The organism is Ruegeria sp. ANG-R, assembly GCF_000813985.1.
Lineage (GTDB): Bacteria > Pseudomonadota > Alphaproteobacteria > Rhodobacterales > Rhodobacteraceae > Ruegeria.
The window spans coordinates 131,519-157,399 of the sequence record NZ_JWLJ01000009.1; the positions used below are offsets into that span (position 1 = coordinate 131,519).

Consider the following 25,881-nt stretch of genomic DNA (forward strand, 5'->3'; position numbering starts at 1 on the left):
TCCAAATGACCAAAAAAGCAATCTCAGAAAACTTCGCACAACATCTCAACAACCAGTTGGACGATCTCAGAACGAACGGTCTGTACAAAACCGAGCTTCCGATTGCCTCACCGCAACAGGGTGAGGTGACTCTCGAAGACGGTTCGCGCCGGATCAATCTGTGCGCCAACAATTACCTTGGCCTTTCCAACCATTCCGACCTCGTAGCCGCTGCGAAAGGGGCAATGGACCGCTTTGGGTTTGGCATGTCTTCGGTGCGCTTCATCTGCGGGACGCAAACCCCTCACAAAGCGCTTGAGCAGAAACTGAGCACGTTTCTGGGCATGGAAGACACCATTCTTTTCCCAAGCTGTTTTGATGCCAATGCCGGCCTTTTTGAAACGCTGCTGACCCACGAGGACGCGGTGATCTCGGATTCTCTGAACCACGCTTCCATCATCGATGGCGTCCGGCTGTGCAAGGCCATGCGCCTGCGGTATCGCAACCGCGATATGGCGCATCTGGAGGAACAGCTTCAGGCCGCGCAGGATTGCCGCTTTCGGTTGATCGCCACGGATGGCGTGTTCTCGATGGACGGGTATATCGCAGATCTCGAAGCAATTTGCGATCTGGCGGAAAAATATGACGCACTGGTGATGGTCGATGACAGCCATGCTGTTGGTTTTATGGGAAAGAACGGTCGCGGCACCCATGAACATTGCAATGTCATGGATCGGATCGACATCCTGACCGGCACGCTGGGCAAGGCACTTGGCGGGGCGTCCGGCGGGTATGTATCGGCTAACAAGGAAATCGTGGACTGGCTGCGGCAGCGGTCACGGCCCTATCTGTTTTCCAACACTCTGGCACCTGTCATTGCCGAAACCAGCTTGTCCGTGCTGGATCTTCTGGAAAACGAACCGGAACTGCGTGAAAGGCTCTGGCGCAACGCCGCGCATTTCCGCACGGAAATGACGGCGCTTGGGTTCGAGCTTTTGCCCGGTGAGCACCCGATCATTCCGGTCATGCTGCGCGACCCCCAACTGGCCCAGGACTTTGCAGCCCGGGTGCGCGAGCTTGGCGTTTACGTCGCGGCGTTCTCCTTCCCCGTGGTGCCGAAGGAGCAGGATAGAATCCGCACGCAGATGTCTGCGGCCCATTCGATCGAAGAGCTTGATCGCGCCATTGCAGCCTTTGCCCAGGCAGGGCGCGAACTTGGCGTGATAAATTGAGGACAGTTTGATGTTTACACTTCAGGGACACACCGCAATTGTGACCGGCGGAGCCAGCGGCATTGGTTTGGCGACGGTGGAAATGCTGGCGAAACTCGGCGCAAACATTGTCATCGCCGATCTCAACGACGATGCGGGCAATGAGGTCGTTTCAAAACTGACGGCCACCGGATCTCAGGCCCTGTTCCACCGCACCAATGTGGCCGAGGCCGACGACGTGAATGCGCTGATTTCCGCAACCCTTGAGCGGTTCGGCTCGCTGGAAATCCTGATGCATTTTGCCGGGATCGGTCTTGAGCAACACGCGCTTGATACAACTCGTGAAAACTGGGACCGCATCATCGGCATCAACCTGACGGGCAGTTTCCTCGTGATGCAGGCGGCGGGCCGCGCGATGGTGGACAAGGGCTATGGCCGAATTGTTGCGATGTCGTCAATCGCAGGCATACGAGGCGGCACGGGCCGAACCGCTTATGGTGCGTCTAAAGGTGGTGTGGCGGCCATGATGCGCGTGATGTCGATGGAGTGGGCCAAATCGGGTGTGACCGTCAATGCGCTGGCTCCTGGCGCAATCGAAACGGCTCTGGTCAAGAAAATGCATGATCAGGAAACCCGGCGTGCGTATCTGGCTGGCATTCCAATGGACCGTTATGGAACCCCTGAAGAGGTAGCCGCAGCCGCCGTGTATCTGGCGCTTCCTCAGTCGTCCTACATCACGGGCGTAAACCTGGCCGTCGACGGGGGCTTCGAAGCAGCGGGTGTGATCAAGGAAACGTAACGTACGCCGGGATACTAAGACTGTTTGACCCTAAAACCCCCGGGTCGAAACCAATTCGGATTACCATCGCGGTTTGCGATGCCTTTGGAGAAACTAAAACTCAGGGTCCCTCCCAGCACTGTTTAAACAGTGCACCAGGTGCTGCCAATCTACCCCCTCTTGGCAGCACCTACCAACAAAATATTACTCACTACGCGTCCCCAAACTTGTTGCCACAGTGGCTGTAATTGCCGGACGCTTGCCTGAAAATACTTCAAATTTGATGATGAATAGCAGAATGCCTCTTCTTGGAGTATTTGTTTGCGTCCCTCGGCGGTTCGCTTTGTCTTCGACAGATGATCATTGATTAAGAATTCTGCCGGCCCTACTCGTTTGAGAAACTACCCACTTGCAAACGAAGAAAGTAAACATCAGCCCCCACGTCGCTGAGAACAGCATCGCATCATATTTATAATGCTGCATAATGTGTTGATATCCAAAAACATACCAAGATCCGTATGTCGCCAATATCCACAGTAGTATTAAAAAACTGCGTTTATCTTTGGAAAATAAGCACATCACCACTGTCAATAGCACCACTAAAAACCTTGAAATGGAAAATATGTCCTCAAACGCAAAAGCATTTTCAGTCATGCGAAATGCAATAATCTTGAAGAAATCGAGTGACATTGGAAAGGGAACTCGATCTAAAGACGCAATGCGCAGCCCAACATTCTCGAAAACATAGCGCGAAGCCGCTGAGAACGCGACCTGTTCCACCTGCATGACACGATAATGGTGGATCGCAACAGCTATCAGAAATGAAACGCAAACAGCGGCGAAACCAGCACCACCTACCCATATCGGTTTGGTTGTTGTCTTGGTCGACGCCAATATGACCGGCAGGAGCCACATCAGAGCAAATGTCGTTGCGAACTCGTATCGCACAGAAAAATAAAGCAACCCGAAGAGGAAACCCATTAAAATAAAAAGAAAAGTCCTGCCTGCAAGCAGAATGGGGAGCGTCAGCAGTGGTGTAAACATCATCCAATACGTCCAGTAGAGATTTGCGCCAAACAAGGCCAAGCCAGCCGACATTGACATTAGACACGTTGCCAGAAGGGCAATCACACGAGATGAAAGTAGGGTGAGAAAGAATATATAAAGAATGCAAACGGCGATAAGGCAGTTCATCAGCCGAAAGCTCTCAAATAGAATAGATGAATTGGCTTCCGTAAGTTGACCGCGAAATTTAGCGATCACTTTATATATTTCCACTTGTAGACCGAGTTGCGAATGGTAACGCCGGGTACCCACCGGGTCGTAAGCAATATTGGATGGATATCCGCGGGTCCAGATGAGCGATCCGCTTACATTCTCGTCACCTACAAAAGCATTGACCACGGTGTTACGGATGATCTGCTCGGAGTATGCATCACCCCTGTCAGCGTAGTTGGGGTATCTTTCTGGGTCGCCCTGTCTTGAAAGTCCAGTCCAGATCGAGGCTGCGATCAGGAAGATCGCAACAGGGACGATGACTATTCGGAATAGAATTCTATCCTGAAACGACTGGATCATGGCTTAAAGCTCCCCAAAGCGGCGAGAACCGTCTGTCGAAGAATCTTTAGTTTCCCGGAGAGACCTGTGATCTTTGTTGGCGTTTTACCCATCTCCGGATACCGCCGTGTGACTGGTACCTCACCGACACGAAAGCCAAGCTGTCCAGCGCGAACGCTCAGATAGAAAAGCAACTCATAAGAGACAAACACATCGCGAAATGGCTGAACGCGTGGAGCGAGTAGGTAACGTGCCGAATAAGCGCGATAGCCGTTGGTCGTATCTGTGAGCCGAGTACCGGAGGCGAGGCTAAGCAACGGAGCATGGATTAGGCGATTTGCGAGTGTGCGCTCGAGTGGTGTGTTCTTATGCCCGCCACTAGGAAGATAGCGGGAACCTTGAACGTAGTCGTAGCCGGCAGCGAGTTTGTCCAGGAACAGAGGGACAGCCTCCATTCCATCTTTGCCGTTGCCATCGACCGTCAAAATCCCGTGATACCCTTGCCTGAGAGCCCATGCATAGGCCATGCGAAGTTGCGCACTCAGCCGTCCTTGGCCGGTCTTGGTAAGCAGGGCTCGAACTCTGACCTCGGTTAAGAATGCGGGTTCGAGTGATCCGTCAGTCGAACCACCATCGGCGACAACTACGTCTACCGGATGATCAAGCGAAGCAAGGACCCGCAATTGGCTTTGAATGCGCTCGCCTTCATTCAAAACCGGAATGATGAGGACAGCGTCATGGCATTTCGGCGCAAGCTCAAGAACCTCAAACTCTGGTATTTCCCAGTCAGTATCGTCGACGTATGTGGCAACGTCAGGCATGGATATCATCCTCTTCGTCTTCTGATGGCTTATCATGCCGGGAGAACACCCAGTTTTTTGAAAGCAGGAAATTCACTACAAAGGACACCGCAGCAGCGGCAATGAGAATTAGCAAAGGCCGGCTTTGGAACCGTAAGGCTTCTTCCAGTATCCAAACGGTCCCGGCCCTAACTGCCATAGTGATACCCAACGCTCCGAGATAGCGCAGAGGGCGCGCAACGGCGGTCACATTCTTTGGCCCCGCAAAGGCCCAGAGTTCTAAGAGAATGTAGTTAAAGACCGCGCCGGCAGCGACCCCGATGATAGCGGCCAATTCAAGTTGTAAGCCAAAAGCAACCGCTGTGCGTGCAGCGGTCAGGTCAACGGCTAGGCCGAGTGCGATAGTGATGCCGTAACGCAGGAATTCACGCCGAGGCTGTGACATGGCGTTTCCAGTCCGAGACCACATACCGAAGATCGGCCTTCGCAAGGTGCGGGCTCACTCTGCTTAGATGGGAAAAGAGGTCATAGATGTTGTCGATCTTACCACCAAGAACAGAGGTCACGCGTCCGATCTGAGGTTCCTTGTGGACAAGGATCGGCCGCCCGTCGTCGCTCTCGTTTTTCATCAAGACAGTCTTGACTTCGTAGATCGATTGCCCGTTCCTGATGCTGCCGACGCATGGCATATAACGAGCTGCATCCAGGACCATGTGTTTCAAACGGCTTTCAAGAGGGCTTTCGGCCATAACTGCATAAGGTGGCACAGGCTGCGTCTGATCTGTCCAACTTAAGTGTGGCGTATAGCGGACATGCGTAATCGAGTATTTGTCCGAAGACGGATAGGGCATGAGTGAGAAAAACGGGCCGTCCATGACGGTCACGGCATAGCGCTGTATTTCCTCCGGCGGATCAATCAGGCAAATTTCGGTTAACTCATGCTTTAGCCGAGCTAGTGGCAGCCCGGACTGCCTGAGCGTATGATTGATCTGTGAATATGTGACGTTGAACACATGGCGTGCATTTATTGTGCTGCCGTCGGAGAGATGAACCACCGCGCTGTCGGAGCCGGGGAGATCATCAACCGACACGACTTCCGTGCCGAGCCGTATGTCCAGGCTGACTGCGTCAAGCCGGGATGCGAGGCCGCGCGCGAGTACAGAGTAGTCGAATGCAAATTCGTCTGCGCGAAACACGGCCTCGATCCGGCGCTCATCGAACAAAGCGACTTCGCTTGGCAGCGCCGGAGTGATGGGGGCTTGCATGTTCTCAAACATCATGCGGAACCGATTGGCTGAGACTTTCGACCGCTGCCGGGCTATGGCGTAGAGCATTTGAAAGTCCGATACGATTGCTTCCGGGAAATCTTGCGCAAACTGTCGGCAGAGCTTACGGGATTTGAGCGCCGTCATCATCGATCGGGGGTAGTGGAAGCCGGAGTGTAGCCGCGCCTGATTAACTCGGGACGCGCGGGTCATAATGGCTTCTTCCGCCTCAACGAGCACCACATCACGGACGGCCGAACGTAGATACAGAGCGAGGCAGCACCCATAGAAACCACCCCCGATTACCACATAGTCTACGTTTCGTGACGCATTCATGCGCCATTCCTTCCGGACCGAGAGGGCGCGTTGATTTCCAAAGGCTCGGCTGGGAGCTCCTGATGGTCTCTATCGTCGGTATCCACGTTCAGAGCGTGGGCAACACTTTCAAAAAGGTCGACAGAGCTATGCTCGGCAATCAGATAATCTGTTGCGCCGCCACGAGTGGTTTCGGCCACTTTGCGAAGGGTGATAGAGATGGCGAACAGAGTGATGCCGAGGAAGCCCAGCATCCCCGAAATCGCAAGTGAGAGGGTCGTCCAGCCTTCGGCGATGTCCGCTTTGGTGAAGTAGACGATCACGACATAGATCGCGAACAGGAAGGCGCTTATGGAAATCACAACAGAAAGAAGTGCGACCGCGCCAAGGATTGACGGACCAGCTTCAGTGACCATTCGCATGAGTAGGTCGAGGCGGGAGAAGGCCCTTGCTGAGCGCCCCTGTATGGGCGGTGTTGTTCTAGTGGTGTCTTTGCTCTGCGCCTTGCGCAGGACCGAAAGCGATGAATCGCGCGGTGGAAAGCGAATTGCAAGCACCGGATTGGGGTGGCTTAAAAGCCGGTTCAGGGCGGTGCGGGGAAAGGCTACCGTCTTCATGTCGCGGGTACTGGCCTGGAATCCGCTGGCTCGGCCGAGTGCTATGATCAAGGGCTCTGCAGCGGCCGTCGCTCGACGTAAGCCAAGGATGACCGCGTCGTTAGCATTTGCCTCTTCGATCATGGCGGGGATATCCATCGTATCGACCTCTTGCAGGGATGTAATCACCACAATATCGCCGATCGCTTCGGACGCCGCGACCAAGCGGCGTTGGCTGTCGTCGAGACCCTGCGCCACCGAGAGATAGCGTAGGTTTGGAAGCGCCATCAGCGTCTCCTCGAACTCCTCTTCAAGGCCAGCTTCGTTTACGATCAGGATTTCCCAGTAGCGGTACCGCGCCTTAAGAATCTCCACCAAAGCCGCGAGGCAGGCGTGGGTCGGCTTGGGAGCATTTGCATCCGAGAAGCAGACGGATATCAGTATGTCATCTCGCAGATTCAGCAATTTCTTGCCCTTCCTGTCGCAGACGCTTCAAGGATGTTCCGCGCGACAGCAAGATTCCGTAAGGCCTCGTCGAGCCCGGTCAATCCATTCTCGGGCTGCCGCATCTCAATGGAAACGGCGTGTTTGTAGCCGATATCTTGCAGAGCGCACAGTACGCGCCCGGCCTCGGTCGGATCGGCAGGTGCCAGAGAGAGAAACGGCTCACTGATGTGTACATGGCTGATCGTATCCCCCGCATCTTCGATCAGGCAGTTCACTTGGGCAAACGTACCCGTAAGGTAGCTCGCGCCGATATCAAAATTGAGTGCAATTGCAGGATGTGCGGCATATCTCACGAAGGCCAGTGTCTCGTCCGGGGTTGTCAGGAAGTTCGTTCCGTAGTCCACTGGGTTGCATTCCATGGCAATCCGTATCCCGCTCGCAGCGGCCTTGTCGGCCAAGGGCCGAAGTATTGCCGCAGCGTGCTCCATTGCGGCCTCTGAGGTCATGCCTGCTGGGCGGATGCGTTGCTTTGGAGAACCCAACACGAGATTCGGGAGGCCGAGACGCGCGGCCAGATCAATAGCTCTTCCTAGCCCTCGGCTGAACGCGATTTGCCCCTCGGCATCTCCAAACAAATCCGCTCCAGAAACCCCAAATAGCAGAGACTGCATCGATACCAAGCTCAACCCATACGCTGAGATTTCATCCAAGACCGCTGCGAGCTCGCGTTCGGTGGGTAGGAAAGGGTCCTCACTGTCCGAGAACAACAACCCCGGCGCGACCTCGAGCCCGGTTATCCCGGCCCTCTCGAGACGTGCGTAAGCCGCCCGTCGGTCTGACGCCTGCCAAGCGATGTTCGATACCGCAAACTGCATCCTATTAACGCTCCAATTCGGCGTTAAAAAACGGGGTTAGCGTGTCAAGTACATCCTCGGGGCGGTTCATATAGGGTCCGTTACGCCCCCAGAGCTGAGCATGAAGCGTTCGCATGTCCTCGTTGTGAACGCGGCCATGGGTCTCTGGCATCTCATGGCCCTTGAGCGCGCTGTATATTCCAGATGTTTTGAGAGGGGCCGGGGCTAGGTGAAGAACATCCAGCCCGGCACCCAAAGCGAGATCAATGTCGTCAACCAGTCGAGACATATCGTAGAACTGAAAAGTGGTCTCCCGGTTGTGGAACATCATAGCGTTAATTCCCAACTGATCCGCTTCCGCCGTGAGGGCTTCACCGTCGGGCTGAGTGCTGAGCGCTGCGCGATTAATCACATACATCCCCAGAGTCGTATCAAGCGCATAGATTGTTTCAAGCGATGGTAATAGCGATGCCGAAAGGCCACTTTGTAAGGTCTGATAGGCCTTCTCGTTCAGCATCGTCGGCATCGGATTGATGAGGTCGAATATGAAGTTCTTTGCCAGCCCCGGTCCAAAGAGTGCTGGGAGGCGCACCACTAAACAACGAGGGAAATGGGCATGGCAAGCAGCTTCCAAGCGCCTCCGGTTAACGCCATATGGCGTGGTCTCCTGGTAACGGTGGTCTGTCTCGGTACGGCCTGCATCAAAGGCGTCGAGCACAGCGATCGTGGAAATCAAAACGAAACGTTCGGTGTGCATACGCGAGATTGAGGCTATAAGTGCATCAATGCGCTTCGCATCCCGCTCTGGATACCTGTTCGCCTCGAACATCGAACCGGGTGCAGCCGCGCAATAGAGCGTCTCGAAGTTGGCGTTTTCAGCTTCACCCACGGTGCGCGAGTTAAAGCCCTGCGCTGTCGTAAAGCTCCGCGCGATTGTTGAGCCAACAAAACCCGTGCTTCCCAGTATGCCGATGTTACGCGGCTCTAACATTTACTATTTCCGTACGTTAATTGATTCCAATTTATGCGCAGCGAGAATTGAATACATCTATACTATACCCGTCAAATTCTTTGGCGTTTTCGGTAGCGTCGATCACGCCCCCGGCGCGGCCTCCGGCGGCTATCAGGGGGTCAACAAAACGGGCGACCGACCGCCTCACCCGGTGCCGCATCGCTCTGATGTTGCTGTAGGTTCCGTTCGCGGCCCTGTCGATGGGCCAAGATTCGCGTCTTGGATACCCCCTGCAAAATTGTGCTTTGTGTGATGTTAAGTTCGCACCGTCGTGCGATATGAGATGGGATTGCCACGCATCCGCCTTAGCCTCTGGCGATGGCCGAAAGGGTCCGGAGACGATATCTGTATCCAGAATGATCAAACCGCCGCTCAGTCGAAGCTCGGCGGTTCATGAATGGGTTCAGGCAAAGCTGCAGTGATCTCCTCCTTGTTCGGACCCACGCAGCGATTGCGCCGCTTTGATGTCTCGCCGCCGATGGCGTGGCGCAGGGATTCTCTCATATCCTCATCTATCGAATGCCCATGCCCGGAGCCTCGGGCCCGCTTCTTCGATCTGTCATTCAGATTTCGGATCATGATGCTGATCACAGGCATCTCCCCTAGATTTGGCTCAGTGTAATCAATGATTACATTTCAATCCAGCCTTCTTGAATCCGGCGTCAGTCGGGGTTTGTGTTCTCAGCTCTCATCTGTCCACTCTTGCTTCCCGTACTTGTCTCTGAGTGGCTGTGCGGGTTTCCTGGCTGCACGTACCCTCGCTGGATAAAAGCAGTAAAGTTCGCGCGGCTGCGCAGCATTCCCATATTATTGGATCACCCCGATGATTTGTTCGTAACCAAATCTGTGTTTCATAGCGCGCCCAGTGCTTGGGCGGACTACCAACACCTTGATCGACTGGTTTCAGAAGGCAGCATCAACCGTTGTCGGAGTCCTCTCTCCTGAGTAAGCTAACCCCGGCGCGCCCTTCAAGTTAACGCACTGACAGTGGTTTCAATCGTCCCTTGATGTGATCATAGTATCAGTTAAGAGAGGGGCATTGTCAGCAAGACTTCGCGGGCAATCGAGCTTCGCACAAGCAAACGGGTGCCTGTCAATGTTGATCTTCCGCGTCATTCTTACAGTCTTGCTAAGTATGTTTTCGTTCGGGGCATCGGCCCAGTCTGCCAGCGAAACTCACCCAGAGATTTCGTTGGAACTAAACTCTGTTCAAGAAGTTGATGGGGCGTGCCGGCTGTCCTTTGTCGTAGACAACCAGACCGGAATGGATATCGATGAAGCGGTGTTTGAGACGGTGATTTTTGACACCGAAGGCGGTGTTGTTACGCTGTCGCTTTTCGATTTTCGCGAACTACCATTGAACCGCCCGCGCGTACGCCAGTTTGACCTGCCGGGGATGGCTTGCGACTCTTTAGGGCGCGCACTGATCAATGGTGCGAACTCGTGTGTGATAAACGGCTCTCAGAGCGATGTCTGCCAATCGGCCTTGTCGCTCAGCAGCCGGATAGAAGTGGAGTTACTTGGATGAGCGTACTGACGTCTCTTCGGGAGATTCTCGCTCTTGGCGGGCCCGTTGTAGCAGTCCTTATCGTCATGTCGGTGCTGACCGTGGCGGTCAGCCTGTACAAGCTGTGGCAATTCGCGGCGTGTGGCGTGGGTCGGCACAAGATTCTGTCGCAAGCTCTTCAGGCATGGGATGCGGGTGACCGGCCCACTGCACGTGCGCGCCTTGCTCAAAGCAGCAGCTATCTTGCCCCTCTCGTCGAGGCCGCGATGGATGCGCCGGACGCTTCTGATCTGGATGCCCGGCTGGATGCCGAGGCCGGGCTTGCTCTGGCCGGGTTGGAGCGCGGGTTCCGTCTTTTGGACACTGTTGCCCAACTTGCCCCGTTGCTTGGATTGTTCGGAACGGTTCTGGGAATGATTGACGCGTTCCAAAGCCTTCAATCCGCAGGCTCGTCGGTCGACCCGTCGTTACTGGCGGGCGGTATCTGGGTTGCTTTGGTAACCACAGCGGTCGGCCTTGCCGTCGCAATGCCAACCTCAATGGTATTGTCCTGGTTCGAAAGCCGAACCGCGCGGGAACGGGTTTTTGCGGACAAAGCGCTGCGCACGGTTCTGGTGCCGACCCGATCGATCGATCCCCAGACAGGCGCCAATGAGAGTCTGAGCGCAGAACATGCGTAACACGGCACCCTTTGTCAGACGACCGATGTCGATGACACCGCTCATTGATGTCATCTTCCTGCTGTTGCTGTTCTTCATGTTGTCTTCGACCTTTTCGAGGTTCGCCGAAATCGAGCTGAGCAGTGCAACAGCAGGAGCGACAACAACGGATGCGCCGGTAGAACGGGTCTTCATCCAAATCGGTGCCGAGCGGATCGTTTTGAATGGTGAGACGGTGACTCTGGACGAGCTGTCAACACAGATCGGTACGGGGCAGGCTTTGGTCAGCCTTGATGCCGATACATCAGCTCAGCGACTTGTGGATCTGCTGGTTGTACTGCGTGGTCGCGATGGCCTGACCGTGACGGTGTTGGAGTGAGCCGATGATCCGCTCCGTTCGCCCAAACCGCAAACGTGACTCGACCATACCTTTGATCAACGTCGTCTTTCTGATGCTGATCTTTTTTCTGATTGCCGGTACAGTGGCGTCGCCCCTTGATCCCGAGCTTCAGCTTGTCGACACGTCTGAACTTGAGGGACGCGACCCTCCTGACGCGCTTGTGTTGAAAGAAGACGGTGTGCTCAGTTTCCGTGGGGTGCAGACCGATCCTGAGACTTTCATGGCCAGCCATGATGAAGGACCCGTCAGGATTGTCCCGGACCGTAACGTCCCGGGCCAGCGGTTGATGGAAGTCACCGGCGACCTTAAGAGATACGGCGCGCCATCGGTGTTCCTCGTGACCGAGCAGGCTCTGAAATGATCCGGAAGTCGGCTTTGGTCGCCACAGCGGCTGGTTTGCTGTCCCTCTTTGTACATTTCCTTGGGATCAGCTTTTTCGGGCCAAATCTGCCGGAGCTTCGAACTGATGGGGGCTCCAAAAACTCAGTTGAGCTGGGCAATTCATTCGAAGATTTTACCGAAGTGACACCCGACCCGGTCGAACCGGAACCTGCCGAAACGCCTGAGCCCCCGGTTGAAGAGCTTGTCGAGCCTGAGCGTGCAGCAATCCCTATCAGCGAAACGCTTGTCGCTTCTCCCGATCCACAGCAGGTAACGTCGCCGGATGTCGGATCAGCTGCGTCTCCACAACCTGAGGCACCCGAAGAGGCGCTGACCGAACCAGTCGCTCCTTCCCGCACCGAAACGGCAAAAAACGCGGAGGCTGAGGTAACGTCACCCGTCACTCCTGAACCGGATCGGCTGGCCGCGTTATCACCGACAGACGAAGCATCTGCCCCGGTAGAACCGAGTGAGAATACCACGGTTGCTCCGGAAATCCCGAGTACAATCGATGAGCCGACACCCGAAGAACCCCGCGAGGAAACCGACGCTTCCGAACAGGCTGTGACTGTTTCGAAACGCCCGCGTCTGCCGGACCGCAGACCGGTACCCGAAACGCAACCCAGTCTCGACGGGTTCAGCAGCTTCGAAAATTTGCGCAACCCCGAGCGAACAGTGGAATCGCCGCTCAGTCGTTACCAAAAGGAAGGAGCTGACCCATTCAGAACCAGTAGTGCGCGAAACCCGACCACTGGTCGCGGCAGGGGAAACTCCAATACAACGAACTATGCGGGTCAGGTCCTGGTCCATCTGAACCGGGCGCCCGTTGTCTATGTACCGGTCCGTGGGTTCGCTCAGGTGTTCTTTGAGATCAACCCGGATGGATCATTGGCGTGGGTCGATATTGTCGACAGTTCAGGCTCCCCCGAGATCGAGCGCGCCGCCAGAGAGCAAGTCATGCGTGCAGCTCCGTTTCCGCGCCCACCGAGCGGTTCAAGCCGCAAGCTGTCGTTTTATTACCAGAACGGTTGAGTAGGGCTCAGGCCTCATTTATTTTTATCTGTCAGGTCAGAAAACGCCCGCGCGTTCGATTGGCGAAAGCCACAAGAGACAGCATTACGGGGACCTCGACCAAGACACCCACCACCGTTGCCAAGGCCGCGCCCGAATGCAGGCCGAACAAGCTTATTGCGACGGCAACAGCCAATTCAAAGAAGTTGGACGTGCCGATCATTGCGCAAGGCGCTGCTATCCGGTGCGGGACCTTCAGGGCATAGGCCACACCGTAGGCCAGGGCAAAGATACCGTAGCTCTGGATCAGAATCGGAACCGCGATCAACAAGATCACCAGCGGTTTGGCCAGAATGGTTTCACCCTGAAGCCCAAACAGGATCGCCACGGTTGCGATCAGCCCCACGACAGACCAGGGCTTTACACGGATAGCGAACGCATCAATCGCGGGCTGCGATCCCAAACGGCGGCGGGTAAGCAGCCCGGCGATCAGTGGCAACACCACATAAAGTACCGTCGCCATCACCAAGGTCTGCCACGGTACCGAAATCTCGGTGACCCCAAGCAGGAATGCTACGATGGGGGCAAAAGCCACGACCATGATCAGATCGTTTACAGAAACCTGAACCAGAGTGTAGGTCGCATCCCCTTTGGTCAGTTGTGACCAGACGAAAACCATCGCGGTGCAGGGGGCTGCGCCAAGTAGAATCAGCCCGGCTGTGTATTGTGCGGCATCTTCCGGCTGTATCCACGGTGCAAAAATATAGTCGAAGAACAGGACCGCAAGAAAGGCCATGGTAAAGGGCTTGATCAGCCAGTTGACGACCAGTGTCACGATCAACCCTTTCGGCTGACGCGCCACGCCTGCCACCGCACCGAAGTCGACGCTGACCATCATGGGGTAGACCATTGCCCAGATCAGCAGAGCAACAACCAGATTGACGCTGGCGATCTCGGCCGACGCGACCAAACCGACCAGCCCCGGCGCAACGAGTCCGATCAGTACGCCACCTGTCATGGCGAGTGCGACCCAGACGGTCAGGTAACGCTCAAAGATACTCATGAATATGCCTCAGATGCTTGATCAGTCAGTTTGCCAGAGGCCAGTGCCGCCAGCGCCACCATTGCGGCAGCTGTTCCCAGAACCAGCGACAACCCGCCAATCTGATAGGTCAGGCCGGACAAGACGGTGCCGAACAGGCGGCCCGATGCGTTGGCCATGTAGTAGAACCCCACATCCATCGTGACGCGCTCGGATTTGGTGAACGCGAGGATCAGATAGGAATGCAGCGAGGAATTGACCGCGAAGATCGCTCCGAACACCAATAGGCCCAGAACCAGAGTGGTTGTCAGCCATGTCTCGGGGCCCGAGGACACAAATACTGCGGCTGTCAAAGCGGCGGGCACGCAGAACAGGGCAGCAGCCCAACTGCGCGCGGCGCGGATCAGGTCACCTTCACTGCGGTCCGAGGCGTGAAGGATTTTTGGCGCGCTGGCCTGAACCGCCCCATAGAGGATGACCCAGACGGCCATGAAGGTGCCGATCATGAAAAAGGCCGCGCGGTTGCCGTCTTCGGTACCGTCCGACAGGACAGCATAGAAATAGATCGGGATACCAACCACAAACCAGACATCCCGCGCGCCGAACAAGAAGACCCGAGCCGTCGATAGCCAATTCACATTGGCGGATTTCGAGAACACTTCGGAAAACTTCGCGCCTTTGCGCCCTCTGGGCAGGCCCGGTGGCATGTACATAATGACGGCAATCAGGATGGCGGCCAGCATGATCGCCATCGACAATGCCGCCCAGGTGAAGCCCAAAATGGCTAGCAGCACGGCGCCCAGCAGAAAACCCAGGCCTTTAACCGCGTTCTTGGAGCCGGTCAGAAGGGCGACCCAACGGAACAAGCCTTCGCTTTCGGCGGGGGCCAGAAACTTTACGGCGGATTTAGAGGACATCTTCGCGAGGTCTTTGGCCACGCCACTGGCTCCCTGCACGATCATCACAAACGCTACGGACATTCCAATCGCCCAGTTCGGGTCAAGTTGCGTCAACGCCAACATAGCGACAACCTGTAACCCAAGCCCGGTGTAAAGCGTTGAGGTCAACCCAAACCGGGCCGCGATCCATCCCGCCGTCAGGTTCGTTACCATTCCCGCGATTTCGTACAGAACAAACAGATAGGCCAGTTGCACCGGAGAGAAGCCCATTGTGTGAAAGTGCAGCAACACCAGCATACGAAGGGCGCCGTCGGTCAGCATAAAGGCCCAATAGGCCGCCGTGACGGCGATATAGGCCGACAGGGCTTCGGGCCGTCGGCTCACAGCGCGGCACCAACCATGAGTGCCACATCCGCCAAACGGTGCGCATAGCCCATCTCATTGTCATACCACGCATAAATCTTCACCTGCGTGCCATTCACGACCATAGTGGAAGGTGCATCGACGATCGAAGATCGTGTGTCGTTGGTGTAATCAGCCGAAACCAAGGGGCGGGTTTCAAAGCCCAGAATGCCGCTCAGTTCGCCTTCGGCGGCGGCTTTGAAGAGTGCGTTAACTTCATCAACCGTCGTTTCGCGCTCGACCTCGAAAACGCAATCCGTCAGCGACGCGTTTAACAGCGGCACCCGCACCGCATGGCCGTTCAGACGCCCTTTCAGTTCCGGGTAGATCAGCGTGATAGCGGTGGCCGATCCGGTGGTGGTCGGGATCAGCGAGTTCAGAGCCGAGCGCGCCCTGCGCAGATCCTTGGCCGGGCGATCCACGATGGTTTGCGTATTGGTCACATCATGGATCGTGGTCATGGAGCCGTGGCGGATGCCGAGCCTCTCGTGGATCACTTTCACCACAGGTGCCAGGCAATTCGTGGTACACGAAGCCGCTGTTACGATGTGATGCCTGGCCGGGTCATAAGTGGCCTCGTTCACGCCCATGACAATGTTTGCCGCAGGGCCATCCTTGACTGGGGCCGAAACGACAACTTTTTTTACACCGGCCTTGAAATACGGGGCCAGCTTGGCCTCGGTTTTGAAGGCACCTGTGCAGTCGATTACCACGTCCACACCGTCCATAGGCAGATCGCTCAGATCCCTGGTGCCGATAAACGGCAAGCGAGTGCCGTTGATCGTAACACCGTCGGGGTCATGTTCGAAAACAGCATCCCAACGGCCATGCACCGTATCGAACTCAAACAGGTGCGAGTGCATCTCGGGATCACCGACCCCGTCATTGATCCAGGCGATATCCGCGCCTTGTTCCAGCAGCGGCTTCAGGGCCAGCTTTCCCATCCGGCCCAGGCCGTTCAATGCGTAAGTTGTCATCTTAAGTCCTCAGGCGTTCTGCCGATGTCATCGACAGCGGTTTGCAAGGCGATCTGATCGAGGCTTTCGGCAGGCAAAGATGCAAAGGCCTGAATCCGGCGCCTGAGCGCTCCGTAGGCGTTCTGGAAGGCCAGGCTTTTCTCGGCGTCTGTCCCTTCGGCCCTGACCGGATCAGTCATGCCCCAGTGCCCGCTGATTGGCTGACCTTCCCAGGCTGGGCATTCCTCGTTCGCGGCGTTGTTGCAGACCGTGAACACGAAATCCAGTTCCGGTGCGTCAGGACCTGAGAACTCGGTCACGTTCTTGGAGCGCAGAACTGAGGTGTCGTGCCCTTTGTCGTTCAGAACCTGCAGGGCAAACGGGTTCAGTTCCGAATAGGGCATCGTCCCTGCTGAATAGGCGTTGAACCGGTCGCCGGCGATATCCCGCAGCAGCGACTCGGCAAAAATAGATCGCGCAGAGTTTCCGACACAGATGAACAGGACATTGAACTTGCGATCCGTCATTGTCCCTTTTCCGCGCTCCAAAGGCATACAGATGTCAGGGCGACCTCGGCAGCAATCGTTCAGCAGAAAGCCGAGCATTTCCTGCACATTCTTCAGTTCGACCGAATACAGCAGCGAGGTTCCCGACCGCTCCTGCGTTACCAGCCCACATCGCTGCAACGCGTTCAGGTAGTTCGACAAGGTGCTGGGCTTAATGTCGAGTGCCTCTGCCAGATCGCCCGCCGCCACCTGATCGGGAATGCGGCGCATGAGCGTTCTGAACACCGAAAGACGTTGCGGGTGCCCAAGCGTGGCAAGCTGATTCGATATCATATTTTCCATATTTCATGGATTATAGAAATAATGATCATCTATCAAGGTAGATCATCCGCACTGAAGAGCTTTCTACATGAACTGGCTTGATCGTAGAAAGCCGCTCATTAACGCTAAGTGCATTAGTTCATCGCGATATTCTTCTGTTTATCATGATCCATGATCAGGGCGTCTGCTGATCAACGAAAGTCGTTCATGTCATCGACTTGTTTTTTTGACTGTAAAGCCTGCGACACTGAGAGGGCCGAAGAGGCCTGCGTCTAGGATCAAAAACGCGGATGAATTCAGCTAGCACGATCCGCGAAAGGTCCAACATCATCTATTAAACCGGATGCTCTCATTGTCTGATCAAGACGTTTTAGGAAGTTCTTTGGAGAAAGTGTGTCGAGCAATCTCATCCGTGCAGTCTCGGCCATACGCTCCAAAGCTGCTGTATCTTCCAATATTGAAGTGCACTTTTCTCCAAGGTCGCTGTAGTCCCAAGCGATTGGGATGTAGGTTTCTCCGGGGACGAAAAGGTCCGGATAGGTCATGATGTGGGACATATCCGGCTTCACCAGCACGCTACCGCAGAGAATGGCCTCAAAGTCGCGCCAGCAAAGCTCTCCGAATCCGAACGGGCTGACGGTGAGGCGCGAATTGAGCATCTCGTTGTAGTACTCCTGCTGCGGAACTCTGTCCGTCGGCGCATGTACCTTGAAGCTTCCCTGCAGCGCCATGATAGCCTTTACCGCATCATTTCGGATACCGTACGTCCATTGGTCAGGTCCGACACTCGCCCTGCAAGAGATATCCACGTTTCGGGTCAGACGGAGTCTATCCGGACTTATATCACGCGCCAGAAAGTGAATTTTATCGTCCAGAGCGATGTTCCAACCAAGAACAATTTTCCCTATTTGATCTTCCGTTAGAGCGCGTGTTTTCGGAATGATGTCCGCAGAAAAATCGACACCGTAGTTGCGCGCAGCGTAATCTGTGAGGTTGCTCTTGCCGATGAAGGGTTTCGTGTACGCATTCAGGTCGGAAAAACGGTGTTTTTTGATATAAGCATCGCAGGCTGTAATGACATCCGGCCAGAGGACGCATTGATCGTCATCCCCGTCGAACACGAGGCAACGGGCCTCGACGGAACGTGCGGTTTCGAAAAATTTCTGGGCTTTGGCTACAGCGACGGGCGCAGGCGTTTCGAAGGACATTTTCAGCCCGACAGCATCGTATGCTGAAACCTGATCGGCGCTGATCGCATCAATCTCGTCAACAGACCCGAAATCAAAAAGGATTCCAAGTTTGCCCGCAATGGCCTGACGGTATCTCTGCAAAGGTGCAAACTGCTGTTCACTTGTTCCGGCGCGACCATCGCTTAAGATTAGTATCCTGCAAATTGGCCGACCTGAGTGTTTTGCTCGAAAAGTGGCTATGCGATCCGCGATACGACTGTTCGAAATAACTTTTACGGCCCGTCGAGAAAACTGAATAGATGGCGGAGGCAGACCGGCCCCAGTTCCAAGAAACACGTTACTCATATTCTACCTATAGAACCACAAATCCAGTTTTTATTGTAGGCTACATAGCTTAATCTCTCTCATAGAACAAAGCATTGATTGGGATAGACATGCACATAGGAATGGCTGGCGCTGGTTTGTCCTGCGCGGTGATCGGTCGGGCACTCGCGGAAGACGGGCACAAGATCACGATGCTCGAGTCACGAACGCATGTTGGCGGAAACTGCCATACTGAACGGGACTCTGAGACCGGAATTATGGTGCACACCTACGGCCCGCACATCTTCCATACCGACGACGATGAGGTCTGGGATTACGTCAATCGCTTCACGACATTCAAACCTTATGTGAACCGCGTGAAAGCCACAACCAAGGGCCGAGTTTTTTCTTTACCTATCAATCTGCTGACGATTAATCAGTTTTTCGGAACGACTATGTCGCCCGACGAAGCGCGCAATTTTCTGGAAGAGCGTGCGGACACGTCGATTGTGGAGCCAAAGAACTTCGAGGAGCAGGCACTCCGTTTCATCGGGCCCGAGCTCTATGAGGCCTTTTTTCTCGGTTACACTCGTAAGCAATGGGGGAAAGAGCCAACAGAAATTCCTGCCTCGATCCTCAAGCGGCTGCCTGTCCGTTTTAACTACGATGACAACTACTTTGCGCATCGCTATCAAGGAATGCCCGAACATGGCTATACCGCGATGATCGAGAACATAATCGATCATCCGAACATTGAGGTGCATCTGGATACCAAGTTTGATCCCGAGAATGTGCAGGACTACGATCATGTTTTTTGGTCAGGTCCGATTGACACTTACTTCAGTCACAAATTTGGGCGGCTTCAATACCGTACTCTAGACTTTGAACGGAGCACAAAAGAAGGTGACGCCCAAGGGTGTGCTGTGATGAACTACACGGATGAAGAGGTGCCTTGGACACGTATCACAGAGCACAAGCATTTCAGCCCGTGGGAGGACCACGATGACACTGTGATCTTCCATGAATATAGCCGTGCCTGCGGGCCGGATGATATTCCCTACTATCCGATTCACCGTACTGATGGAGATGATATTCTGGACAAGTACCAGAAGGCTGCGCAACAAGAAGAAGCGGTGACTTTTATCGGAAGGTTAGGCACTTATCGCTACATGGATATGGACGTGACTATTCGAGCCGCGCTCGATTCCCTATCGGAATGGTGTATGGAACGAGGTCTATAGATCATACGGGTTTCAGGCTCGATGAGGTGGCGTATCTGACTATGACAAAGCTCTTGCGGTCCAGATCTGATGAGCAGCCTCATCTATTAGGGGACGCGCAGCTACAGAGTAGCCCAACTAAGTCCTTTTTTGTGAATGCAAGGCCGCGATGGTCTGTGGCTGAGCCTCTACCGACAAAAGTGGTGGAAATGATCCGTAATACGCAAGCAGCTTCGTGAACGGAACAGCCTTGACCGGAACGATGGGAGTTGGAACTGGGTCAGGTATTGTGGCAGAGGCAGCTTACGAACCGGCGAATTTTTGAACATATCACAATATCAATAATATGCGTCGCGAGCCAATGAGGCACGCTATAACGGTACGGCGATGAAGTAACCTCATGTTTTTCTGCGCAGCCGCAGTTCCTGGGAGCCAGAACCAACCATATGATCGCGAAATCGCATCGACAGCAATGTGGCTTGGACTGCACAAATCTTTGCAATAGATTCATTATAAGCCTAACCCGGTATCGGCGCGCTTAGCGCTTAAGAAATCGCCGTCACATCTTTGTCGACAAACGCCCCTAGAAAACGCGTCGACCAACAAACCTGAAAGGTGTCTTATGTCCTTTTCCAATCGTAATTTGATTTCACGCCGCCGGTTTCTTGCAACAACGACAGCCGGCGCGGCTGCGATTACCCTGCATCCCTATTCCGTTGCTGCAGCCAACAATCAGGCACATCTCAGGATCATGGAAACTACTGACATCCATGTTCATGTGTTTCCGTATGATTACTACGCGGACAAACCACGTGACACGGTAGGGCTGTCGCGCACCGCTTCGATTATCAACGAGATTCGGTCCGAAGCGACAAATTCTCTTCTCGTCGATAACGGTGATTTTTTGCAAGGCAACCCGATGGGCGATTACATTGCCTACGAGCGTGGGATGAAAGAGGGTGACAGACACCCGATTATCACCGCCTTCAATACGGTTGGCTATGATGCTGCCACCCTTGGCAATCACGAGTTCAACTACGGTCTCGATTTCCTCGAGAAAGCGCTTTCTGGTGCAGACTTCCCGGTGGTTCTGGCCAATGTTGCCAAAGAGAAAGGAGCATCGCCTCGCGATGATGCGACGCTGGTAAAACCCTACGTCATACTCGAGCGAGAAATCGAAATGGGTGACGGCAGCAAGCATCCGATCAAGGTTGGTGTCATTGGGTTCACTCCGCCGCAGATTATGAACTGGGATCGCAAGCATCTGGAAGGCAATGTGCAGGCTCGGGATATCGTCGAGACTGCAGAGGCTTATGTACCCGAGATGAAAGAGCAGGGGTGTGACCTGATCATCGCGCTGTCGCATTCAGGTATCGGTGATGCCGATCACTCGGAAGGAATGGAAAATGCCTCGGTCGTGTTGGCTGGCGTCGATGGTATCGATGCGCTTGTTACCGGCCACAACCACCTTGTTTTTCCGTCACCCACTTTTGCGGACCGCCCCGGAATTGATGTCAACAAGGGCACCCTGATGGGCAAACCGGCTGTTATGGGCGGGTTCTGGGGGTCGCATCTCGGCCTGCTGGATCTGCTGCTTGAGCGTGACGGAAATGTATGGCGGGTTGTGACGACCACATCCGAGGCGCGTCCGATTTCAAAGCGTAACGAAGACCGTTCGATCACCGCACTTGTCGGGGACGATGAGAAGGTGTTGGACTCGGTGGCGAAAGATCACGACGAAACGCTGGCTTATGTTCGCCGGGCAGTGGGCAAGACGTCTGCCCCGCTCCACAGCTATTTTGCGCTGGTCGCAGATGACCCGTCCGTACAAATCGTCTCGATCGCGCAGAAATGGTACGTGGAAGAGATGCTGAAAGGCACTGAGCACGAAGGTTTGCCCATTCTGTCGGCTGCCGCACCTTTCAAGGCAGGTGGGCGTGGTGGTCCGGAGTACTATACCGATGTCCCGGTTGGTGACGTCGCAATCAAAAACGTAGCGGATCTGTATCTCTACCCGAACACCGTGCGCGCGGTGCGTGTGAACGGGGCACAGGTTCGTGGCTGGTTGGAGCGCTCGGCGGGCATGTTCAATCAGATAGACGCGGGTTCCGAGGACGCGATTCTGCTGAACCCGGAATTCCCATCTTACAATTTCGATGTGATGGACGGTGTAACCTACCAGATCGACCTGTCCCAGCCCTCGCGCTTTGGACCCAAAGGTGAGGTGGTCAACCCTGATGCAGCCCGGATCGTGAACCTCGAGTTCAATGGTGAGCCGGTGACCGATGACATGGAATTCATCATCGCGACCAATAATTATCGCGCGTCGGGCGGAGGGTCTTTCCCCGGCGCGATGGGCGATACGGTCGTGTTTGAGGCGCCCGACACCAATCGCGACGTGATCGTGCGTTACATTGTTGAACAAGGAACAATCGATCCGAAAGCTGATGCCAATTGGTCATTTGCACCGCTTGCTGACACAACGGTGTTGTTCGAGACCGGGCCAAAAGCCCGCGATTATATGAGCGATGTCAAAGGTGTGGCGATAGAAGATGCCGGCGAAGGAGCCGATGGCTTTGCGGCATTCCGTATTAAGCTGTAAGTGCCGATCAGACTTTGAGCGGCCGTCTCGGATCAATGAACTGACGGCTGCTCGAACGTATCTTGCAGATATGGAGAACCCATTTAACCTTCATCCTGCAGGGGCAGCCGGTCGCGCACGAGATTGGTCCAGAATTCAGCGCCTATCGGTAATAGAGCGTCGTTGAAATCATAGTCGTTCGAGTGCAGGGGCTGTCCGTTCGGGCCAGACTCGCCGTTACCCAGAAGGACGAAGCATCCGGGTACGGCTGCGCTGAAATGTGCGAAATCCTCGGAAAAACTCATTGGCTGACGATCAGGGATTGTTTCGAGCCCGGTTTGCCGCGCCGCGCGGATGGCAGCCTCGGTCGGGGTTGGCGCGTTGATCGTTTCGATGAATTCGGTCTTGAAATCCACTGTGACTTCCACTCCATGGGCGGACGTTATGCCATGTGCAATCTGGCGCATGTGTGCTTCGATCTTGTTCCGGTCTTCAGGGCTGCGCGCCCGCGCATCACCCTTTAGTGTTGCCGTTCCGGGCAGAACGTTGCGTTGCCCATCGGTCAGAAACTCGGTTACCGACACAACGGCCCCCGCCCCGGGGGCGAGCTTGCGTGCGACAATCGTCTGCAGTGCCAGAACGATCTCTGACCCGATGGTAAGCGCGTCGCGTCCTGCCTGGGGCATCGATGCATGACCACCTTGTCCCTTGACCGTGATTTCAAACAGGCTTTCCGATGAACAGATCAATCCGTTTCGTGTGGATATCTGTCCTGTCGGTGCGCCGGGCAGATTGTGTATGGCGTAGACTTCTTCGATTGGAAATCGTGTCAACACATTCTCATCCAGCATCGCTTGGGCTCCAAGGCCAAGCTCTTCATTCGGTTGAAACAGGAACACAACCGTGCCGCTGAAACCGGGATCGGCAGCCAAGGCTTCTGCTGCGCCCAAAAGCATGGTCATGTGGCCATCATGGCCACATGCGTGCATCACACCGGGATTCCGGGACACGTAATCATGCGCGCTTGCCTCCTGAATCGGCAATGCATCCATATCCGCGCGCAGACCGATGGCGCGATTGCCCTTGCCAGCCCTGAGGATACCGACCACACCCACGCCTTCATGTACTTCAAGCCCGTATTGACGCAACAACGCTGCGACCTTTGCCTTGGTTTTCGTCTCCTCAAATCCCAACTCTGGCGCTTGGTGGAAGGACTGCCTCAGTCGGCGCAATTCGGGTAGGTTCAAATCCATGGCTGCCTCGGGTTATTTGAAGGGCGCGGTCTGAGCTACGCGAACTCAGAAGTTGAAGCTGATTGGTAGAGCACGATAACAGCCGGGTCTACTGGAATGAGTTTGAAGCAGGGGGCACAGTTAACTTTTCTGCCTGGTCCAACCCCGTCTGAACGATGTCGGTGCCTCGCCGTACCGTTTCTTGAAGCGAACGGTAAGCTGGGTCGCACTGCCAAAGCCGGTGGCCGCCGCGATTTCTGCGACCGTCATCTCGGTTTCGCTCAGCAAAGCGTAGGCGCGTGCCACGCGCAGTTCAATGTAGAACTGAACCGGCGAGGTCTCGACATATTTTTGAAACAACCGTTCCAATTGTCTGCGAGAGATCTGCACGATCTCGGCGATTTCGGAAATATCCAGAGGGTCTTCCAGATTCTCATGCATGATCTGCATCGCGTTGATCAGGTACTGGTTCCGACTACCCAGCGCGACGGAAAAGGCAGATTTCTGAAGCGTTTTCCGGTTGTTGGAGCGAAAATGGATGCACATATCCGAGACGATGATGGCCAGATCTTTGCCAAAATCCGTTTCTATCATATCCAGCATCATGTCGGTGGCCGCATTGCCGCCTCCACAGGTCATCAGGTCGTTGTCGATCTCATACAAGTTCGCCGAAGGCTTAAGGTCTTCGAAATGCTCGACGAAGGCAGGCTGGTTTTCCCAGTGCAAGGTGAATTTCTTACCGATCAGAGCCCCGGCCTTGGCGAGTGTAAATGCGCCGGTGCAAATGCCACCGAGTTTGCACCCAAAGGCTTTCTGTCGGCTGATCCACGAAAGGATTTTGGAATTACTGCTCTCCGAGGGCTCGATGCCCGAACATACGAATAATCTGGATGATCGCGGCAGGGTATGCAGGTCTAGGTCCGGTGTTATCTTGACCCCGTTGGAGCACCGCACGGGATTTCCGTCTTCGGAAATAAGATACCATTTGTAGAGTTCCTTGTTGGTAACCTGATTGGCGATCCGCAACGGTTCGACCGCGGCGCTGAAGGCGAGCATGGTTAGCTTCGGAAGAAGCAGGAAATAGATCTCTTTGGATGGCCCGTCATATTCGATGGCAAAACTGGCGGCTCCTTTGGGGATAAAGTTCCTCGGGTTCATGCTTCTCCTCCCAGAGCGGACCAAGACGGGTATTAAGCAACAATACCTTATGGCAACGGGGTAGAAAGGTCAGGCGTTCAATTGCGAGACACTCACACCACGTATCTGCAAATGGCCAATAGGGGCAGCGTTTACCGCAGGTTTTCAGAGTTGTCATCGGAGATAATAAAGGCAAGTCCGATGACAGCAGAATGTAGCAGCAATTGCCTAGGCAGCACATCCCGAAATGCTGCCTGCAAATCGGCGGTTGCGTATGCTCTCGGGTGTTGTCTTGTAATGATCCCGAAACGCGCGCGTCAAAGCACCTGCTGATGAAAAGCCCGTGGCCGCCGATACTTCCAGAAATGACATTTCTGTATAGAGAAGCAGGCTATATGCGCGTTCGAGACGCAGTTCCCGATACGTTGTCAAAAGCTTTACACCTGTTCTGTCCAGAAATCGCCGCTGCAACTGGCGCGTGGATGTGCCAAGAGCCATGGACAGGTCCGGTATCCGAAGCGGGTCCTCAAGATTGTTCTGCATTTTTTCGACGACTTGTCGAACCATCGGGTCGGCTTTCGAACGTCGAATGATCCGGGTTGCAAGCTGACTTGTGCAGGCAGGTTTCCCGTCAGTCAGGCCGATATAGCTGCGCACGGAATCGGCCAGATGCTCACCGTGGTCCATTGCGATAAAGTCGGACATCAGCCGTAACGCACCCAATCTGGTCGAGGCACTATGGGTGCGGCTGTCTTGTGACAGATATGTGCCCGAGCCGCTGTCGATCAGGCCAACCTCTTGCGCTGCGGCAGAAAAGTTAGGGTGCACAGAGGCCATCGCGCTTGTCTGGCGACCCGTGTGGGTAAGAACAAAAACTGCACCACCGACGAGTACCGAGCGAGGCGACAAGTTCAAAATCTGCGCTATCCAAGCCCTGTCCTGCGCCGTCAGTTGCCAGTTTTTGTAGATATCTCCCCAGAAAATCGCAGTACGACCGGCCCAGTGCAGGGGGCCGCCCGCGGCCCCGTCGGCTATGGTGCGAATGTTCGTGACATACGTATTGTCGTCAGACAGATCGTTCAGGGCCCGATAAAATTCGACAAGCATATCTGTTGAAGATCTTGCGTCGCCCTCGGCCAGAATGATCTCGATCTGGTGCTCTCGTTTCGGCTTCTCCGATTTGGTTTCGGCCAAATGCGCATGGTCATTTGTAGGGACATAGTGCTTCATTTCTCCTCCACCTGATTTACACGGGTTCGGTCGGTTTCAGCCGTTCCCTTTTTGGGGTTGAGGTTTTTATTCTGCGGCGTCTTGGTATTC

25 protein-coding genes are annotated in these 25,881 nt (G+C 54.9%); 9 read left to right on the forward strand and 16 right to left on the reverse strand.

The window, feature by feature from the left end; genetic code table 11:
- Positions 1-5: 5 nt before the first annotated feature.
- Together RA27_RS18090 and RA27_RS18095 are read left to right on the forward strand one after the other, a co-directional pair.
- Positions 6-1,211: a glycine C-acetyltransferase gene (locus tag RA27_RS18090; protein WP_206540004.1), complete on the forward strand. Its 1,206-nt coding sequence runs from the start codon at positions 6-8 to the stop codon at positions 1,209-1,211.
- A gap of 10 nt (positions 1,212-1,221) precedes the next feature.
- Positions 1,222-1,989: an SDR family NAD(P)-dependent oxidoreductase gene (locus tag RA27_RS18095; protein WP_039542309.1), complete on the forward strand. Its 768-nt coding sequence runs from the start codon at positions 1,222-1,224 to the stop codon at positions 1,987-1,989.
- 339 nt (positions 1,990-2,328) lie between these two features.
- Here RA27_RS18095 and RA27_RS18100 read toward each other — a convergent pair whose 3' ends face one another.
- The 8 genes from RA27_RS18100 to RA27_RS18135 all read right to left on the reverse strand — a co-directional run bounded on the left by RA27_RS18100 (position 2,329) and on the right by RA27_RS18135 (position 9,405).
- On the reverse strand, positions 2,329-3,546 hold the full coding sequence (locus RA27_RS18100) for a hypothetical protein (protein WP_039542311.1): 1,218 nt from the start codon (positions 3,544-3,546) through the stop codon (positions 2,329-2,331).
- Entirely contained in the window at positions 3,543-4,346 is an 804-nt protein-coding gene (locus tag RA27_RS18105) for a glycosyltransferase family 2 protein (RefSeq protein WP_241484104.1), read from the reverse strand. The genes RA27_RS18100 and RA27_RS18105 overlap by 4 nt, the downstream gene beginning before the upstream one ends.
- The gene (locus RA27_RS18110; protein WP_052265373.1) at positions 4,339-4,770 is read right to left on the reverse strand and encodes a GtrA family protein; all 432 of its coding nucleotides are present in this window, start codon (positions 4,768-4,770) and stop codon (positions 4,339-4,341) included. Before RA27_RS18110 ends, RA27_RS18105 begins: the two co-directional genes overlap by 8 nt.
- Positions 4,751-5,926, reverse strand: coding sequence for an FAD-dependent oxidoreductase (locus tag RA27_RS18115; protein ID WP_039542315.1), 1,176 nt, complete (start codon positions 5,924-5,926; stop codon positions 4,751-4,753). The genes RA27_RS18110 and RA27_RS18115 overlap by 20 nt, the downstream gene beginning before the upstream one ends.
- Entirely contained in the window at positions 5,923-6,966 is a 1,044-nt protein-coding gene (locus tag RA27_RS18120) for a hypothetical protein (protein ID WP_039542317.1), read from the reverse strand. Before RA27_RS18120 ends, RA27_RS18115 begins: the two co-directional genes overlap by 4 nt.
- Positions 6,960-7,823, reverse strand: coding sequence for a sugar phosphate isomerase/epimerase family protein (locus tag RA27_RS18125; RefSeq protein ID WP_039542320.1), 864 nt, complete (start codon positions 7,821-7,823; stop codon positions 6,960-6,962). The genes RA27_RS18120 and RA27_RS18125 overlap by 7 nt, the downstream gene beginning before the upstream one ends.
- 4 nt (positions 7,824-7,827) lie before the next feature.
- A complete protein-coding gene (locus RA27_RS18130) occupies positions 7,828-8,793 on the reverse strand; it encodes an NAD-dependent epimerase/dehydratase family protein (RefSeq protein WP_039542321.1) in 966 nt (321 codons plus the stop codon).
- Between the two features lie 393 nt (positions 8,794-9,186).
- Positions 9,187-9,405: a hypothetical protein gene (locus RA27_RS18135; RefSeq protein ID WP_152610741.1), complete on the reverse strand. Its 219-nt coding sequence runs from the start codon at positions 9,403-9,405 to the stop codon at positions 9,187-9,189.
- A gap of 505 nt (positions 9,406-9,910) precedes the next feature.
- Here RA27_RS18135 and RA27_RS18140 point away from each other — a divergent pair.
- Genes RA27_RS18140 through RA27_RS18160 form a run of 5 tightly spaced genes read left to right on the forward strand, consistent with a single transcriptional unit; the run spans position 9,911 to position 12,793 of the window.
- Positions 9,911-10,342, forward strand: a complete 432-nt coding sequence (locus tag RA27_RS18140) for a hypothetical protein (protein ID WP_039542325.1) — start codon at positions 9,911-9,913, stop codon at positions 10,340-10,342.
- Positions 10,339-11,001: a MotA/TolQ/ExbB proton channel family protein gene (locus RA27_RS18145; protein WP_039542327.1), complete on the forward strand. Its 663-nt coding sequence runs from the start codon at positions 10,339-10,341 to the stop codon at positions 10,999-11,001. The genes RA27_RS18140 and RA27_RS18145 overlap by 4 nt, the downstream gene beginning before the upstream one ends.
- Before the next feature lie 31 nt (positions 11,002-11,032).
- A complete protein-coding gene (locus RA27_RS18150) occupies positions 11,033-11,359 on the forward strand; it encodes a biopolymer transporter ExbD (protein ID WP_039542441.1) in 327 nt (108 codons plus the stop codon).
- Between the two features lie 4 nt (positions 11,360-11,363).
- Positions 11,364-11,741 carry a biopolymer transporter ExbD gene (locus tag RA27_RS18155; RefSeq protein ID WP_039542329.1) on the forward strand — a complete coding sequence of 126 codons (378 nt, stop codon included), beginning with the start codon at positions 11,364-11,366 and terminating at the stop codon, positions 11,739-11,741.
- Positions 11,738-12,793 carry an energy transducer TonB gene (locus RA27_RS18160; RefSeq protein WP_039542331.1) on the forward strand — a complete coding sequence of 352 codons (1,056 nt, stop codon included), beginning with the start codon at positions 11,738-11,740 and terminating at the stop codon, positions 12,791-12,793. Before RA27_RS18155 ends, RA27_RS18160 begins: the two co-directional genes overlap by 4 nt.
- Before the next feature lie 31 nt (positions 12,794-12,824).
- On the opposite strand, the gene arsB is transcribed toward RA27_RS18160, so the two are convergent.
- From arsB to RA27_RS18185, 5 genes are all read right to left on the reverse strand, one after another.
- Positions 12,825-13,835, reverse strand: coding sequence for an ACR3 family arsenite efflux transporter (gene arsB / locus RA27_RS18165; RefSeq protein WP_039542333.1), 1,011 nt, complete (start codon positions 13,833-13,835; stop codon positions 12,825-12,827).
- A complete protein-coding gene (arsJ, locus tag RA27_RS18170) occupies positions 13,832-15,097 on the reverse strand; it encodes an organoarsenical effux MFS transporter ArsJ (protein ID WP_039542335.1) in 1,266 nt (421 codons plus the stop codon). The genes arsB and arsJ overlap by 4 nt, the downstream gene beginning before the upstream one ends.
- Complete coding sequence (locus RA27_RS18175; RefSeq protein WP_039542337.1) at positions 15,094-16,092, reverse strand: ArsJ-associated glyceraldehyde-3-phosphate dehydrogenase; 999 nt, start codon at positions 16,090-16,092, stop codon at positions 15,094-15,096. Before RA27_RS18175 ends, arsJ begins: the two co-directional genes overlap by 4 nt.
- The gene (locus RA27_RS18180; protein WP_039542340.1) at positions 16,089-16,919 is read right to left on the reverse strand and encodes a metalloregulator ArsR/SmtB family transcription factor; all 831 of its coding nucleotides are present in this window, start codon (positions 16,917-16,919) and stop codon (positions 16,089-16,091) included. Before RA27_RS18180 ends, RA27_RS18175 begins: the two co-directional genes overlap by 4 nt.
- Before the next feature lie 275 nt (positions 16,920-17,194).
- The gene (locus RA27_RS18185) at positions 17,195-18,433 is read right to left on the reverse strand and encodes a glycosyltransferase (protein WP_152610742.1); all 1,239 of its coding nucleotides are present in this window, start codon (positions 18,431-18,433) and stop codon (positions 17,195-17,197) included.
- 89 nt (positions 18,434-18,522) lie between these two features.
- Between RA27_RS18185 and glf the strand changes: the two genes are divergently transcribed.
- Both glf and RA27_RS18195 read left to right on the forward strand, forming a co-directional pair.
- On the forward strand, positions 18,523-19,632 hold the full coding sequence (glf, locus tag RA27_RS18190; protein WP_039542341.1) for a UDP-galactopyranose mutase: 1,110 nt from the start codon (positions 18,523-18,525) through the stop codon (positions 19,630-19,632).
- A gap of 601 nt (positions 19,633-20,233) precedes the next feature.
- Positions 20,234-22,213 carry a bifunctional 2',3'-cyclic-nucleotide 2'-phosphodiesterase/3'-nucleotidase gene (locus RA27_RS18195; protein WP_039542343.1) on the forward strand — a complete coding sequence of 660 codons (1,980 nt, stop codon included), beginning with the start codon at positions 20,234-20,236 and terminating at the stop codon, positions 22,211-22,213.
- A gap of 83 nt (positions 22,214-22,296) precedes the next feature.
- Here RA27_RS18195 and RA27_RS18200 read toward each other — a convergent pair whose 3' ends face one another.
- The 3 genes from RA27_RS18200 to RA27_RS18210 all read right to left on the reverse strand — a co-directional run bounded on the left by RA27_RS18200 (position 22,297) and on the right by RA27_RS18210 (position 25,791).
- Positions 22,297-23,445: an amidohydrolase gene (locus RA27_RS18200; protein ID WP_039542345.1), complete on the reverse strand. Its 1,149-nt coding sequence runs from the start codon at positions 23,443-23,445 to the stop codon at positions 22,297-22,299.
- 120 nt (positions 23,446-23,565) lie between these two features.
- Positions 23,566-24,582, reverse strand: coding sequence for a GlxA family transcriptional regulator (locus RA27_RS18205; RefSeq protein ID WP_039542347.1), 1,017 nt, complete (start codon positions 24,580-24,582; stop codon positions 23,566-23,568).
- A gap of 207 nt (positions 24,583-24,789) precedes the next feature.
- Complete coding sequence (locus RA27_RS18210; RefSeq protein ID WP_039542349.1) at positions 24,790-25,791, reverse strand: helix-turn-helix domain-containing protein; 1,002 nt, start codon at positions 25,789-25,791, stop codon at positions 24,790-24,792.
- Positions 25,792-25,881 lie beyond the last annotated feature (90 nt).

Coding starts and splice junctions, on each gene's coding strand:
- RA27_RS18210 (WP_039542349.1), bottom strand. CDS start 25,791: ATGAAGCACTATGTCCCTACAAATGACCATGCGCATTTGGCCGAAACC.
- RA27_RS18100 (WP_039542311.1), bottom strand. CDS start 3,546: ATGATCCAGTCGTTTCAGGATAGAATTCTATTCCGAATAGTCATCGTC.
- RA27_RS18200 (WP_039542345.1), bottom strand. CDS start 23,445: ATGGATTTGAACCTACCCGAATTGCGCCGACTGAGGCAGTCCTTCCAC.
- RA27_RS18095 (WP_039542309.1), top strand. CDS start 1,222: ATGTTTACACTTCAGGGACACACCGCAATTGTGACCGGCGGAGCCAGC.
- RA27_RS18145 (WP_039542327.1), top strand. CDS start 10,339: ATGAGCGTACTGACGTCTCTTCGGGAGATTCTCGCTCTTGGCGGGCCC.
- RA27_RS18195 (WP_039542343.1), top strand. CDS start 20,234: ATGTCCTTTTCCAATCGTAATTTGATTTCACGCCGCCGGTTTCTTGCA.
- RA27_RS18140 (WP_039542325.1), top strand. CDS start 9,911: ATGTTGATCTTCCGCGTCATTCTTACAGTCTTGCTAAGTATGTTTTCG.
- RA27_RS18180 (WP_039542340.1), bottom strand. CDS start 16,919: ATGGAAAATATGATATCGAATCAGCTTGCCACGCTTGGGCACCCGCAA.
- arsB (WP_039542333.1), bottom strand. CDS start 13,835: ATGAGTATCTTTGAGCGTTACCTGACCGTCTGGGTCGCACTCGCCATG.
- RA27_RS18115 (WP_039542315.1), bottom strand. CDS start 5,926: ATGAATGCGTCACGAAACGTAGACTATGTGGTAATCGGGGGTGGTTTC.
- RA27_RS18205 (WP_039542347.1), bottom strand. CDS start 24,582: ATGAACCCGAGGAACTTTATCCCCAAAGGAGCCGCCAGTTTTGCCATC.
- glf (WP_039542341.1), top strand. CDS start 18,523: ATGCACATAGGAATGGCTGGCGCTGGTTTGTCCTGCGCGGTGATCGGT.
- RA27_RS18125 (WP_039542320.1), bottom strand. CDS start 7,823: ATGCAGTTTGCGGTATCGAACATCGCTTGGCAGGCGTCAGACCGACGG.
- RA27_RS18175 (WP_039542337.1), bottom strand. CDS start 16,092: ATGACAACTTACGCATTGAACGGCCTGGGCCGGATGGGAAAGCTGGCC.
- RA27_RS18110 (WP_052265373.1), bottom strand. CDS start 4,770: ATGTCACAGCCTCGGCGTGAATTCCTGCGTTACGGCATCACTATCGCA.
- RA27_RS18090 (WP_206540004.1), top strand. CDS start 6: ATGACCAAAAAAGCAATCTCAGAAAACTTCGCACAACATCTCAACAAC.
- RA27_RS18130 (WP_039542321.1), bottom strand. CDS start 8,793: ATGTTAGAGCCGCGTAACATCGGCATACTGGGAAGCACGGGTTTTGTT.
- RA27_RS18150 (WP_039542441.1), top strand. CDS start 11,033: ATGACACCGCTCATTGATGTCATCTTCCTGCTGTTGCTGTTCTTCATG.
- RA27_RS18185 (WP_152610742.1), bottom strand. CDS start 18,433: ATGAGTAACGTGTTTCTTGGAACTGGGGCCGGTCTGCCTCCGCCATCT.
- RA27_RS18160 (WP_039542331.1), top strand. CDS start 11,738: ATGATCCGGAAGTCGGCTTTGGTCGCCACAGCGGCTGGTTTGCTGTCC.
- RA27_RS18155 (WP_039542329.1), top strand. CDS start 11,364: ATGATCCGCTCCGTTCGCCCAAACCGCAAACGTGACTCGACCATACCT.
- RA27_RS18105 (WP_241484104.1), bottom strand. CDS start 4,346: ATGCCTGACGTTGCCACATACGTCGACGATACTGACTGGGAAATACCA.